The 12,547-nt window shown below is 58.5% G+C and carries 15 protein-coding genes; 14 read left to right on the top strand and 1 reads right to left on the bottom strand.

What is annotated here, in order from left to right; genetic code table 11:
• Complete coding sequence (locus CXK96_RS01940; protein WP_102834810.1) at positions 1 to 579, bottom strand: Maf family protein; 579 nt, start codon at positions 577 to 579, stop codon at positions 1 to 3.
• Positions 580 to 683: 104 nt separating this feature from the next.
• On the opposite strand from CXK96_RS01940, the gene CXK96_RS01935 reads away from it, so the two are divergent.
• The 14 genes from CXK96_RS01935 (at position 684) to CXK96_RS01870 (ending at position 12,484) form a co-directional block, all read left to right on the top strand.
• Positions 684 to 1,211 carry a YceD family protein gene (locus CXK96_RS01935; protein WP_102834809.1) on the top strand — a complete coding sequence of 176 codons (528 nt, stop codon included), beginning with the start codon at positions 684 to 686 and terminating at the stop codon, positions 1,209 to 1,211.
• A 12-nt stretch (positions 1,212 to 1,223) separates the two neighbouring features.
• Positions 1,224 to 1,406 (top strand): 50S ribosomal protein L32, encoded by a 183-nt coding sequence (gene rpmF, locus CXK96_RS01930; protein WP_019342480.1) that lies wholly within the window; start codon positions 1,224 to 1,226, stop codon positions 1,404 to 1,406.
• Positions 1,407 to 1,409: 3 nt separating this feature from the next.
• Positions 1,410 to 2,480, top strand: a complete 1,071-nt coding sequence (gene plsX / locus CXK96_RS01925; protein WP_102834808.1) for a phosphate acyltransferase PlsX — start codon at positions 1,410 to 1,412, stop codon at positions 2,478 to 2,480.
• Positions 2,481 to 2,539: 59 nt separating this feature from the next.
• Complete coding sequence (fabD, locus tag CXK96_RS01920; RefSeq protein ID WP_102834807.1) at positions 2,540 to 3,478, top strand: ACP S-malonyltransferase; 939 nt, start codon at positions 2,540 to 2,542, stop codon at positions 3,476 to 3,478.
• A 14-nt stretch (positions 3,479 to 3,492) separates the two neighbouring features.
• The gene (gene fabG / locus CXK96_RS01915) at positions 3,493 to 4,236 is read left to right on the top strand and encodes a 3-oxoacyl-ACP reductase FabG (RefSeq protein ID WP_102834806.1); all 744 of its coding nucleotides are present in this window, start codon (positions 3,493 to 3,495) and stop codon (positions 4,234 to 4,236) included.
• Positions 4,237 to 4,427: 191 nt separating this feature from the next.
• Entirely contained in the window at positions 4,428 to 4,664 is a 237-nt protein-coding gene (gene acpP / locus CXK96_RS01910; RefSeq protein WP_003283670.1) for an acyl carrier protein, read from the top strand.
• A gap of 177 nt (positions 4,665 to 4,841) precedes the next feature.
• Positions 4,842 to 6,086: a beta-ketoacyl-ACP synthase II gene (gene fabF, locus CXK96_RS01905; RefSeq protein WP_102834805.1), complete on the top strand. Its 1,245-nt coding sequence runs from the start codon at positions 4,842 to 4,844 to the stop codon at positions 6,084 to 6,086.
• 2 nt (positions 6,087 to 6,088) lie between these two features.
• Positions 6,089 to 6,904 (top strand): aminodeoxychorismate lyase, encoded by an 816-nt coding sequence (gene pabC / locus CXK96_RS01900; RefSeq protein ID WP_102834804.1) that lies wholly within the window; start codon positions 6,089 to 6,091, stop codon positions 6,902 to 6,904.
• Positions 6,901 to 7,968, top strand: coding sequence for an endolytic transglycosylase MltG (gene mltG / locus CXK96_RS01895; RefSeq protein ID WP_102834803.1), 1,068 nt, complete (start codon positions 6,901 to 6,903; stop codon positions 7,966 to 7,968). Before pabC ends, mltG begins: the two co-directional genes overlap by 4 nt.
• On the top strand, positions 7,965 to 8,597 hold the full coding sequence (gene tmk, locus CXK96_RS01890; protein ID WP_102834802.1) for a dTMP kinase: 633 nt from the start codon (positions 7,965 to 7,967) through the stop codon (positions 8,595 to 8,597). The genes mltG and tmk overlap by 4 nt, the downstream gene beginning before the upstream one ends.
• Complete coding sequence (locus tag CXK96_RS01885; RefSeq protein WP_102834801.1) at positions 8,590 to 9,579, top strand: DNA polymerase III subunit delta'; 990 nt, start codon at positions 8,590 to 8,592, stop codon at positions 9,577 to 9,579. The genes tmk and CXK96_RS01885 overlap by 8 nt, the downstream gene beginning before the upstream one ends.
• 31 nt (positions 9,580 to 9,610) lie before the next feature.
• Positions 9,611 to 9,967 carry a PilZ domain-containing protein gene (locus CXK96_RS01880; protein WP_019342489.1) on the top strand — a complete coding sequence of 119 codons (357 nt, stop codon included), beginning with the start codon at positions 9,611 to 9,613 and terminating at the stop codon, positions 9,965 to 9,967.
• A 140-nt stretch (positions 9,968 to 10,107) separates the two neighbouring features.
• Positions 10,108 to 10,893, top strand: coding sequence for a TatD family hydrolase (locus CXK96_RS01875; RefSeq protein ID WP_102834800.1), 786 nt, complete (start codon positions 10,108 to 10,110; stop codon positions 10,891 to 10,893).
• A gap of 187 nt (positions 10,894 to 11,080) precedes the next feature.
• A complete protein-coding gene (locus CXK96_RS01870) occupies positions 11,081 to 12,484 on the top strand; it encodes an amino acid permease (RefSeq protein ID WP_102834799.1) in 1,404 nt (467 codons plus the stop codon).
• The last annotated feature ends 63 nt before the right edge of the window (positions 12,485 to 12,547 follow it).

Raw genomic sequence — 12,547 nt, 5'->3', positions numbered from 1 at the left:
TCAGGGAAGTTCGAGTCCGGCGCTATTGAGCATGTCGACCAGTCGGATCAGGGGTAACCCTATCAGGCTGGTAACGTCTGGCCCTTCCGTGCTCCGGAACAAGCTGACCCCTAAACCTTCGGCCTTGAAGCTGCCCGCGCAGTCGTAGGGTTGCTCGGTCTGAAGGTAACGCTCGATCTGCTGGTCGCTGAGCGTGCGGAAGTGGACAGTGAACCGTACGCAGTCGACCTGCGTCGTCCCGGTTTGGCTGTCAAGCAGCGCCAGTCCAGTCAGGAAGGTGACGCTTTGGCCGCTGCAGGCCTGTAACTGCTGCTTCGCTCGCTCGAATGTGTAAGGTTTGCCGAGGATCTCCTCTCCAAGTACAGCTATTTGGTCGGATCCTATAATCAGATGCTGCGGGTGGGTTCGTCCCAATGCTCGAGCCTTCTCAAGAGCCAGTCGGCGTACAAGCTGTTCCGGCTGCTCGCCAGGGTGTGCGGTTTCGTCTATCTCTGGAGAGCTGCAATCGAACTCCAGTTGCAGGCGTGAAAGCAGTTCTCGTCGGTAGGGGGAGCTTGAAGCGAGAAGCAGGCGGCGCATTTTTCTTCCTTTTATATAGGGTGCCGATTGGTGGTCGGATTGGCTCGATTGTGCGGCTGAATTCCTTTGACAGTCGAGGGGCGCATCCCTAGAATGCCGCGCTTATGTTGAAAGGACCAATACCTCCGCACGTAGAACCGCGCAAGCTCGCTGACCGAGCGGCTTCCCTGAAGGGTGAGCTGCAATTGTCTGGGTTGAAGCGGCTCGTCGATCCTCTTGAGGACGATAAGGGTGTGGTGCGCGCCAGTTTTGATTTTGGGCGCGACGAGCAGCGCACTGTGGTCATTCACAGTGATCTGGACGTTGAGGTCATGATGATTTGCCAGCGCTGTCTGGAGCCGGTTGTTCTGCCTATTCACAGCGAGTGCGATTATGCTGTCGTGAATGAGGGTTCGAGCAGCCAGCACCTGCCCAAGGGCTATGACGTGCTGGAAGTGGGAGAGGATCCTCTGGATCTGCTGGCGCTGGTTGAAGAGGAGCTTCTGCTTGCTCTTCCGATTGTTCCACTCCATGACCCAGAAGTTTGCCAGCCGCCGGCTGGGCCTGATGAGCCCGAGCCGAGTGAGGACGAGGTATCGCGGTCCAACCCGTTCAGCGTACTGGCTCAGTTAAAGCGTGACCCAAACGTTTAGGAGTTGATCCCAATGGCTGTTCAGCAGAACAAAAAATCCCGTTCCGCCCGTGACATGCGTCGTTCGCACGACGCGCTCGAGCCGAACGCCCTGTCCGTAGAAAAGAGCACAGGTGAAGTTCACCTGCGTCACCACGTTTCCCCGGAAGGTTTTTACCGTGGTCGTAAAGTGATCGATAAGGGCGCTGACGAGTAAACCTTGTCTGCTCCGGTCATAGCGATCGATGCAATGGGTGGGGACTTCGGTCCCCACTGCATTGTTCCAGCCAGTGTCCAATGTCTGGCTGAAGTCCCCTCGCTGCATCTGGCCCTGGTTGGCCAATCCTCCATACTTGAAGAAATCATCGCCCAGCATCCAGCTGTCGATCGCGCTCGCCTAACGATTGTCGATGCCGATGAGGTAATCGGCATGGATGAGCGGCCGGCGCAGGCGTTGCGTGCCAAGCCGCGCTCGTCCATGCGCGTCGCTTTGGAGATGGTGCGTGATGGTCAGGCGCAGGCGTGTGTCAGTGCCGGGAATACCGGAGCGCTGATGGCGCTTGCTCGCCAGGTATTGAAAACCCTTCCCGGGGTCGACCGCCCTGCAATGGTGACTGCTATTCCCACGCTAAAGGGGCCGTGCCTGTTGCTTGACCTCGGGGCGAACGTGGACTGCACTGCCGAGCAGCTCTATCAGTTTGCGGTAATGGGGTCGGTTGCGGCGGAAAGTCTCGGTATCGAGCGGCCGCGAGTTTCGTTACTGAATATAGGTACAGAAGAGATCAAGGGGAACCAGCAGGTCAAAGCGGCGGCGGGGCTGTTGCAGCAGGCTGGCTGTATCAATTATCAAGGCTTTATCGAAGGTGATGGTCTGTTTCGTGGCGAGGCCGATGTGGCGGTGTGCGATGGCTTTGTTGGCAATATCCTGCTCAAGTCCAGCGAAGGCCTGGCCCAGATGGTTACCCGCCGCGTCGAGACGCTTTTTCGCCGCTCGTTAATTTCGCGTCTGGTGGGTGCGCTGGCGCTGCCGCTGTTGCGTCAGTTGCGGGCCGACCTACGGCCGGCTCAGTACAACGGTGCCAGCTTTCTTGGGCTTCAAGGTATTGTCGTAAAAAGTCATGGTGCCGCGGGGGCCGAAGGTTTCCGGTCAGCAATAGGTCGTGCTGCTCAGGACCTGGAGCGAAATCTTCCAGCGCAATTGCGCGGTCGTCTCGAACACCTGCTTGTGACTGGTCGGTCCGCAAGCGACCCTGGCGATGTGACTGCTACCGATCGCTCGCCATCCAACTGAAATTCGCTGCGCCCTCGTGCGTATTCTTTCCCGACGAACAACCACAAGAGAGTCGTTTCATGTCTGCATCACTTGCATTCGTCTTTCCAGGCCAGGGCTCCCAAGCCCTTGGCATGCTTGCCGAGCATGGCTCACAGCAGTCGCAGGTCATCGACACCTTCGCCGAGGCCTCGTCTGTGCTGGGTTACGATCTGTGGGCGCTTTGCCAGCAAGGCCCAGAGGATCAGCTCAACCAGACTGACAAGACTCAGCCGGCCATTCTGACCGCCTCAATTGCTTTATGGCGTTTGTGGCTGGCTGAGGGCGGTGCGAAGCCGGCATTCGTTGCAGGCCACAGTCTGGGCGAATACTCGGCGCTTGTTGCTGCGGGCAGCCTTCCGTTTGCTGACGCGGTGAAGCTCGTGGAGTTGCGGGGTCAGCTGATGCAGCAGGCCGTTCCGGCCGGCACCGGCGGTATGGCGGCGATTCTGGGGCTGGATGATGCTGAGGTGCTGGCGGCATGTGGCGAGGCGGCGCAGGGTGAAGTAGTCAGTGCTGTCAACTTCAATGCCCCTGGCCAGGTCGTGATTGCCGGCAATGCGGCAGCGGTCGAGCGAGCCATTGAGATCTGCAAATCCAAAGGCGCCAAGCGCGCCATGCCGCTGCCGGTCAGCGTGCCCTCTCACTGCGATCTGATGCGTCCGGCGGCCGAGCGTTTTGCTGCGGCAGTCACCGGTGCAGCCTGGCAGGCGCCTGAAATTCCGCTGGTGCAGAATGTTAGCGCGGCAATCGTTTCGGATCTCGACACCCTTAAGCGTGATTTGCTGGCTCAGCTCTATAGCCCGGTTCGCTGGGTCGAAACTATTGTTGTGCTGAGCGAGCGTGGTGTGACCGGTTTGGTCGAGTGCGGCCCCGGTAAAGTGCTTTCCGGCCTTAATAAGCGCTGCGTCAAAGGCGTCAGCACCTACAATCTGGACACCCCCGAAGGTTTTGCTGCTACCCGTGGCGCAGCGCTCTGAACAAGGAGATATGTATGAATCTGCAAGGCAAGGTCGCGCTGGTAACAGGCGCCAGTCGTGGTATTGGTCAGGCTATCGCGCTTGAACTCGGTCGTCAGGGCGCCATTGTGATTGGCACGGCAACCTCTTCTTCAGGTGCTGAGCGCATTGCTGAAACGCTCAAAGAGAACGGCATCGAAGGAGCTGGGCTGGTATTGGATGTCACTAGCGATGAGTCTGTGGCCACGACGCTGGAGCATATTCAGCAGCACCTGGGGCAGCCAGCTATTCTCGTAAACAACGCTGGCATCACGCGTGACAACCTGATGCTGCGGATGAAGGACGATGAATGGCATGACGTCATAAACACCAATCTCAGCAGCCTGTACCGTCTGACCAAAGGTGTCTTGCGTGGTATGACCAAGGCGCGCTGGGGACGAATTATCAGCATTGGTTCCGTGGTGGGTGCCATGGGCAACGCTGGACAGGTAAACTACGCTGCGGCCAAAGCCGGACTTGAAGGTTTCAGCCGGGCGCTAGCCCGTGAAGTCGGCTCGCGCGGCATCACGGTCAATTCCGTGGCGCCGGGTTTCATCGATACAGACATGACGCGCGAGCTTCCCGAAGCTCAGCGTGACGCACTGCTGGGGCAGATCCCGCTGGGTCGTCTTGGGCAGGCGGAAGAGATTGCCAAGGTCGTTGCCTTTCTAGCTTCTGACGGCGCTGCCTATGTCACCGGAGCTACGGTTCCGGTGAATGGCGGTATGTACATGAGCTAATGTGACGCCAAACGCATGTATGCAGTCATAACGGCTGATTAGTTTCGTTATAAAACTGTGGTTGGTTTATAGACAGATGGTTGAAGGCAGGTTCATGCTTGCCCGCTTTCAGCTTGAAATGCGGAAAACGCTTTCTATACACTACCGCGCAGACCAGCTGCCTGATTTTTCCATAGGAGTGAAAACAAGGTATGAGCACCATCGAAGAACGCGTCAAGAAAATCGTTGCCGAGCAACTTGGCGTCAAGGAAGAGGAAGTTACCAACAGCGCTTCCTTCGTCGAAGACCTGGGTGCCGACTCCCTTGATACCGTTGAGCTGGTGATGGCTCTGGAAGAGGAATTCGAGACCGAAATCCCGGACGAGCAAGCCGAGAAGATCACCACTGTTCAAGAAGCTATCGACTACATCAACGCGCACGCGCAGTAAGTCGTAGTCCTGCTTCGAACCAGTAAGCCGCACTGCCTTCAATGGGCAGTGCGGCTTTTGTTTGAGTTTGCTGAATGCAGCTGGTCGTGCCTATGGCCGACATCTGTGAAGGAGGCTCTCTGTCCCCGCAGATGCTAGCGGAACAGGGCGAGTCGAATGAATGCAAGGAGAATTGCTGTGTCGCGTAGACGCGTCGTAATTACCGGTATGGGCATGCTATCGCCGCTGGGTAACGATGTGCCAAGCAGCTGGCAGGGGATTCTCGCCGGCCGCAGTGGTATCGGCCTGATAGAGCATATGGACCTTTCCGCCTATTCCACTCGCTTTGGCGGATCAGTCAAAAATTTTGATGTCGAGCAATACCTGCCCGCAAAAGAGGCTCGTAAGCTCGACCTTTTCATCCAGTATGGACTGGCTGCCAGTTTCCAGGCGGTACGTGACTCCGGGCTGGAAATTATTGATGCCAATCGCGAGCGCATCGGCGTCGCGATGGGGTCAGGCATTGGTGGCCTGACCAATATCGAAAACAGCTGCAAGGCGCTGATCGAACAAGGGCCTCGCCGGATCTCGCCCTTTTTTGTGCCGGGCTCGATCATCAACATGGTTTCGGGTTTTCTGTCGATCCATCTGGGCCTGCAGGGGCCTAATTACGCCATCGCTACGGCCTGTACTACGGGTACGCATTGCATCGGTATGGCCGCACGCAACATCGCTTATGGTGAAGCTGACGTGATGATTGCCGGTGGCTCGGAAATGGCGGCCAGCGGACTTGGCATCGGCGGGTTCGCGGCGGCACGCGCATTGTCTACGCGTAACGAAGATCCGGCTTCAGCCAGTCGCCCATGGGACAAGGACCGGGATGGCTTTGTTTTGTCCGACGGTTCGGGCGCGTTGGTATTGGAGGAGCTTGAGCATGCCAAGGCTCGCGGAGCAAAGATCTATGCCGAGCTGATTGGTTTCGGCATGAGCGCGGATGCTTTTCACATGACTTCGCCTCCTGACGATGGCGCGGGCGCAGCGCGCTGTATCCGCAACGCGATAGTAGACGCACGGATCGATCCCGCTCAGGTTGACTACATCAACGCTCATGGCACCTCAACACCGGCCGGAGACAAGGCCGAAGCCGCTGCAATCAGAACGGTATTCGGTGATCACGCTTACGACCTGTCGGTCAGCTCGACCAAATCAATGGTCGGTCATCTGCTTGGTGCAGCGGGCTCTGTCGAGGCGATCTTCAGCGTGCTTGCTATCCGCGATAAGGTAGCGCCACCGACGATCAACCTTGATGAGCCTGGCGAGGGGTGTGACCTCGATTTCGTTCCGCATGAGGCCAAGCCGCGGACAATCGATATCGCAGTTTCCAACTCCTTTGGCTTTGGCGGAACCAACGGATCGCTGGTGTTCCGCCGGTTCGCCGAGTGACGTTGAGCTGGGTGGACGGGCAGCCGGCTGAAGGGCTGCCCGTTCATGATCGAGCGCTTGCGTACGGCGACGGTTTATTTGAAACGATCAAGGTGGTGGGCGGCCAGCCCGAGCTGCTAGATCGGCATTTGCAGCGACTGGCGAGTGGCTGTCAGCGTCTGGCTATTCCCTGTGATATCGACCTCGTGAGCAGTTACCTCAGCGCTTTCTGTGCCGAGCTCGGAAGGGGTGTAGCTAAGCTCATTGTTAGCCGGGGGGAGGGCAGGAGAGGCTACGCTCCGCCCATTCCTTGTCAGCCCCGAATCGTCCTAACCGGATCTCCCCTGCCTGATTACCCGAAAGCACATGCCGAACAGGGTGTGCGCCTTTTCCCCTGTACGACCCGTCTGGCCGAGCAGCCGATTCTGGCCGGGCTGAAGCACCTGAACCGCCTGGAACAGGTGCTGGCCCGCGCTGAGTGGCAGGATTTGGCGTTCGCTGAAGGCCTGATGCGCGACACCTCCGGGCGGGTTATCGAAGGCGTGTTCAGCAACCTGTTTATCGTCGATTCGGCCCGGTTGATGACGCCGTCCCTCGAGCGTTGTGGGGTGGCGGGGGTCATGCGCGAAGAAGTGCTGGAGCGCGCGCGGCAAGTTGGCGTATCAACCCTGGTCTGCGATCTTTCGCTCGAACAGCTACATCGTGCAGACGAGGTTTTTGTGTGTAACAGCCTGTACGGTATCTGGCCTGTGCGCCAATTGGACGCCAGCGTATGGTCGGTGGGGCCGGTCACACGTAAACTTCAACGCTTGGTGAATGATCTGTCGAGCAATACGTGATTCGAAAATTGTCTTATGCGCTCATTGGCGCCTTGCTAGTCGCTGCGCTGGCGCTCGGCCTGGTCTTTTGGAAGCTGCACACCGCGTTAGGGCAACCACTTCAGATTGGTGAAGCGCAAACGCTCGAGGTCCAGCCTGGTGATACGCCGAGTGGTTTGTTTCAGCGGTTGGAGCGAGACGGCATATTGGGCGACTCGTTTTGGTTGAGGCTGCATTGGCGGCTGAAGCTTTCCGGCCATACCTTGCACAGCGGTGAGTATCAGTTGCGGCCTGAGATGACTGCCCGCGACATGATCGGGCTATGGCAACGTGGCGAAGTGGTGCAGCACACCTTGACCATCGTCGAAGGATGGAATTTTCGTCAGGTGCGCGCCGCGCTGGAGGCGTTGCCCACGGTTCAGCAGACGATAGTTGGCCAGTCGGATGACGAGGTCATGAAGCGCCTCGGTCAAGAAGGCTCGCACCCCGAGGGGCGTTTTTTTCCAGACACCTATAGTTTTACCCGCGGTGTTGCCGATCTCGAGCTGCTCCAGCGTGCCCATTCGCGGTTGGAGACGGTGCTGGCTGAGGAATGGCAACAGCGTAGCGAAGGCTTGCCCTATCAAGACGCCTACGAGGCGCTGATCATGGCTTCCATCATTGAAAAAGAAACCGGGGTACCGTCAGAACGCGGCGAAATCGCCGGCGTTTTCGTTCGTCGACTCGAGCAAGGCATGATGCTACAGACTGACCCGACGGTAATCTATGGCATGGGCGAAGAGTATAAGGGGCGTATCACGCGCAGTGATTTGCGCCGGCCAACCCCCTACAACACCTATACCATTAGCGGCTTACCACCGACGCCCATCGCTATGGTTGGCCGCGAAGCGATTCACGCTGCTCTGCATCCAGTTGAAGGAAAAAGCCTCTACTTCGTCGCGCGGGGGGATGGCAGTCATGTCTTCAGCAATTCCTTGAGCGAGCACAACCGCGCGGTGCGTGAATATCAACTCAAGCGCCGATCAGACTACCGTTCCAGCCCACCGCCCCGGCAAAGCCCGGCGCCGATCGAGAATGCCCAGTGACAGGACTCTTTATTACGTTGGAAGGGCCCGAGGGTGCGGGCAAGAGCACCAACCGCGAGTACCTCGCCCAGCGCTTGCGCGACCACGGTCTTGATGTCGTCTTGACGCGAGAGCCTGGAGGTACGCCATTGGCGGAGTCCATTCGTGAGCTGCTGTTGGCGCCTGCCGACGAGCCAATGAACAGTGATGCGGAGCTTTTGCTGGTTTTTGCAGCGCGCGCCCAGCATCTTGCTCAGGTCATCCGCCCCGCGCTTGAGCGTGGCGCCGTGGTGCTTTGTGATCGCTTTACCGACGCCACCTACGCTTATCAGGGTGGTGGGCGCGGGCTCTCTACTCAGCGCATTGAGCAGCTTGAAAGTTTCGTACAGGGCGAGATGCGCCCAGACCTGACGCTAGTTTTCGACTTGCCTGTAGAGGTCGGTCTGAGCCGAGCTGCAGCGCGTGGGCGCCTGGATCGGTTTGAGCAAGAAGGGCTCGGCTTTTTCGAAGCCGTGCGCAACACCTATCTCCGTCGCGCAGGGCAAGACCGGCAGCGCTACCGCATTGTCGACGCGGCTCAGTCCCTGGCCGCGGTGCAAGAGGCGCTGGACAGGCTTTTACCTGAATTGATGGACCGTGCACGTGGCTGACGGCATTCTTCCCTGGCAGGCTGATCTCTGGTACCTGCTTGCCGGTCGTCAACAGCACGCTCATGCATATTTGCTACATGGTCCTGCAGGCATCGGCAAGCGTGCGCTAGCCGACCAGCTCATGGCGCTTTTGCTCTGTCAGCGACCATCGGCGCAGGGCGCGTGTGGAAGCTGCAAAGGCTGTCTGTTACTGGCCGCTCACACCCATCCAGACCACTACATTCTGGAGCCCGAGGAGGTCGACAAGGCCATTCGGGTCGATCAGGTTCGACAGCTGGTAGGGTTCGTCACCCAGACGGCTCAGCTAGGCGGACGCAAGGTCGTGCTGCTCGAGCCGGCTGAAGCGATGAACCTGAACGCTGCCAACGCGTTGCTCAAGAGCCTTGAAGAGCCAGCAGGCGATACCGTTCTGTTGCTTATCAGCCATCAACCCAGTCGGCTGCTGCCGACAATCAAGAGTCGCTGCGTGCAGCAAAGCTGTCCGTTGCCGAAGCACCAGCAGAGCCTTGATTGGCTGGCGGCCAAGCTTCCTGATGTATCGCCCGCGCAGCGAGAAGAGCTACTTACGTTGTCTGCTAACTCGCCTCTGGCAGCGCTTAAACTGCACGGTGCCGGTGTACTTGATATGCGGGTGCAGGTGGTTGACGGGGTGAAGAAGCTGTTAAAAAAGCAGCAATCGCCCAGTCAGCTCGCTGAAGCCTGGAACCCGCATTCGCTGATTTTGTTGTTCGACTGGTTTTGCGAGTGGGCACATCTGATTTTGCGTTTTCAGATGACCGGCGATGAAAGTGGCCTTGGGACGGCCGATATGCAGAAGGTGGTTCAGTACCTGGCGGACAAATCGTCACCTGACCGGCTGCTGGCGTTTCAGGATTGGCTGCTTGCCCACAGGCAGAAAGTGTTAGGCAAAGCCAACCTTAACCGTGTCTTGCTTCTCGAAGCGCTTCTGGTGCAGTGGGCAAGCTTGCCCGGGCCAAGCTAGAATCCATCGGAACTGTTGTTAGGAATACTGCATGAGCCTGCCTGCAAACCTTGGTCCGCGTAACGGCATTCTGTCCCTGACCATCAAGGACAAGTCGGTGCTCTATGCCGCGTTCATGCCTTTCATCAAGCATGGCGGATTGTTCATTCCCACCAACAAAAGCTACAAGCTCGGCGACGAGGTGTTCATGCTGCTGAGCCTGATGGATGAGCCTGAAAAAATCCCAGTCGCCGGCAAGGTCGTTTGGATTACGCCCAAGGGTGCTCAAGGCAACCGGGCGGCCGGCGTTGGTGTGCAATTCAATGAAGGCGACTCGACAGCGCGCAACAAGATCGAAACCTACCTCGCCGGCGCGATGAAGTCCGACCGGCCAACGCACACCATGTAAGTTGATAACGGACGGCTGCCCGTTACTTCGCCTCCTTTCTGGCCTTTGCTTTTCCCCCGAGCTGCCTTGTCCTGACGAACCTGGCTGCGAATGAGCAGGTGCTTGCTCTACAATGGCGCGTTTAGGTTCGGGTAGTTTCCATGCTGATCGACTCGCATTGTCACCTAGATCGTCTCGATCTGGCCTCGCACGACGGCTCCCTTGATGCAGCGCTCGATGCGGCGCGTCAACGGGGTGTTGGGCATTTCCTCTGCATTGGTGTCAGCGCCGAGAACACTGCGGCAGTCAAAGCGCTCTCGCAGCGCTATGCAGACGTCGACTGTTCGGTGGGCGTACACCCGCTGGACCTCGAGCCTGGTGCCGAACCTGCGCTGGGCTGGTTACTGGAGGAGCTTGCCGCGCCCGGCGTGGTCGCAATCGGGGAAACCGGGCTCGATTATCATTACGAGCCCGAAGCCGCCGAGCTGCAGCAACAGTCGTTCCGCCTGCATCTAGAAGCCGCACAGGTCTGCGGAAAACCCGTCATCGTCCACACCCGTGCGGCTCGCTCCGACACACTGGCGCTGCTTCGCGAAGCGTCGTTGCCGCAGGCTGGCGTGCTGCATTGCTTCACCGAAGACTGGGACATGGCCAAGTCCGCCCTGGATCTCGGGTTCTATATTTCGCTATCGGGCATCGTGACGTTCCGCAATGCCGAAGCGCTCCGCGATGTGGCCCGCCGTGTCCCTGCGGATCGTCTGCTGGTTGAAACGGATTCGCCCTATCTCGCCCCCGTCCCTTATCGCGGTAAGCCGAACCTGCCGCAGTATGTGCGGGAAGTCGCCGAGTACCTTGCTGAGCAGCGCGGTGTCGGTTTCGAGGCGCTGGCGGCGCAAACTACGGAAAATTTCAAGCGGCTGTTTCCCTTGGCTCGCGTCAAGAGCTGAAGCGCGCCGCGGCAGCTTGCAAACCGGCGTGCGTGGCGGGCCTTCTCTGCAGATGCGGTGTACAATCCGCGCCGCTTCACGCACACGCCGGCTGCCGGCATTAGGATGCGACGGTTGGCTTAACGCTCATGCATGGCCGGCCGTCAGTCTCGTCTTTTCTTCGTCACAGACCAAACAAGGTGACGCCATGTCCAGCGATGCGCTGCACACTGGGCCGCTTCAGCGCGGCCTGAAAAACCGGCATATCCAGCTGATCGCGCTCGGCGGGGCTATCGGAACGGGGCTCTTCCTTGGCTCGGCTGGCGTGCTGCGCAGCGCTGGGCCTTCGATGATTCTGGGTTATGCCATCGGCGGGATGATCGCGTTCCTTATCATGCGTCAGCTTGGTGAAATGATCGTCGAGGAGCCGGTTGCTGGGTCCTTCAGTCATTTCGCGCACAAATACTGGGCGCCCTATGCGGGCTTTCTGTCCGGTTGGAACTACTGGGTGCTTTATGTGCTTGTGGGAATGGCCGAGTTGACGGCGGTAGGCAAGTACGTTCAGTTCTGGTGGCCGGAGGTGCCGACTTGGGCCACCGCTGCAGTGTTTTTCGTGCTGATCAACCTGATCAATCTGGTCAATGTGAAGACCTTTGGTGAGACTGAGTTCTGGTTTGCCATCGTCAAGGTTGGCGCCATCGTTGGCATGATTGCGCTGGGCCTGTACTTGCTGCTGAGCGGCGCAGGTGGCGAGCAGGCCGGCTTCAGCAACCTCTGGAGCCACGGCGGATTCTTCCCCAACGGCATCAGCGGGATGGTCATGGCGCTGGCCATTATCATGTTTTCCTTCGGCGGCTTGGAGTTGGTGGGGATTACCGCAGCCGAAGCATCGGACCCGAGGACGGTCATTCCGAAAGCCATCAATCAGGTTGTTTACCGGATTCTGATTTTCTACATCGGCGCCCTCAGCGTTCTGCTGGCGCTTTATCCGTGGGACAGCTTGCTGGAAACGCTGGGCTCGGCCGGTGACCCTTACAGCGGCAGCCCTTTCGTGCAGATATTTTCACTGATCGGCAGCGACACTGCGGCGCACATCCTTAACTTCGTGGTGCTGACGGCTGCCCTCTCGGTCTATAACAGCGGCGTGTACTGCAACAGTCGCATGCTGTACGGGTTGGCAGAGCAGGGCGATGCGCCAAAGGTGCTGATGATGGTCAATCGCCGTGGCGTGCCGGTTCTGGCGATCGCACTTTCGGCGCTGGTCACCATGCTCTGCGTGCTGGTCAACTACCTGCTGCCGCAAACAGCACTCGAATTGCTCATGTCGCTGGTGGTTGCGGCGCTGTTGATCAACTGGGCAATGATCAGCCTTGCTCACCTGAAGTTTCGCAAGGCGATGAAAGCGCAGGGTATCGAGCCTTCCTTTAAGGCCTTCTGGTATCCGTTCAGCAACTACCTGTGCCTGGCGTTTGTGGCATTGATTGCCGCCATCATGCTGTCGATGCCAGGTCTGCGAACGTCCATCATAGCCATGCCGTTCTGGGTGCTGTTTATCTGGATGTGCTTCCGGTTGAGGCTTTCGAGCCGGCGCGCAGCGCATAGTGAAGCCTGAGACACAGGCAAAAAAAACCCGGCGTCACGAGGAGCCGGGTCAAGACCATTAGGAGTATGAGGT

The organism is Stutzerimonas stutzeri, from assembly GCF_002890895.1.
GTDB lineage: Bacteria > Pseudomonadota > Gammaproteobacteria > Pseudomonadales > Pseudomonadaceae > Stutzerimonas > Stutzerimonas stutzeri_AB.
Note: the sequence above shows the minus strand (reverse complement) of the source record. Positions and strands in the feature narration are given on the sequence as shown.

What these genes read in the sequence shown, in the direction of transcription:
- CXK96_RS01940 (WP_102834810.1), bottom strand. Translation starts at nt 579, where the DNA reads ATGCGCCGCCTGCTTCTCGCTTCAAGCTCCCCCTACCGACGAGAACTG.
- CXK96_RS01935 (WP_102834809.1), top strand. Translation starts at nt 684, where the DNA reads ATGTTGAAAGGACCAATACCTCCGCACGTAGAACCGCGCAAGCTCGCT.
- rpmF (WP_019342480.1), top strand. Translation starts at nt 1,224, where the DNA reads ATGGCTGTTCAGCAGAACAAAAAATCCCGTTCCGCCCGTGACATGCGT.
- fabD (WP_102834807.1), top strand. Translation starts at nt 2,540, where the DNA reads ATGTCTGCATCACTTGCATTCGTCTTTCCAGGCCAGGGCTCCCAAGCC.
- fabG (WP_102834806.1), top strand. Translation starts at nt 3,493, where the DNA reads ATGAATCTGCAAGGCAAGGTCGCGCTGGTAACAGGCGCCAGTCGTGGT.
- acpP (WP_003283670.1), top strand. Translation starts at nt 4,428, where the DNA reads ATGAGCACCATCGAAGAACGCGTCAAGAAAATCGTTGCCGAGCAACTT.
- CXK96_RS01880 (WP_019342489.1), top strand. Translation starts at nt 9,611, where the DNA reads ATGAGCCTGCCTGCAAACCTTGGTCCGCGTAACGGCATTCTGTCCCTG.
- CXK96_RS01875 (WP_102834800.1), top strand. Translation starts at nt 10,108, where the DNA reads ATGCTGATCGACTCGCATTGTCACCTAGATCGTCTCGATCTGGCCTCG.
- CXK96_RS01870 (WP_102834799.1), top strand. Translation starts at nt 11,081, where the DNA reads ATGTCCAGCGATGCGCTGCACACTGGGCCGCTTCAGCGCGGCCTGAAA.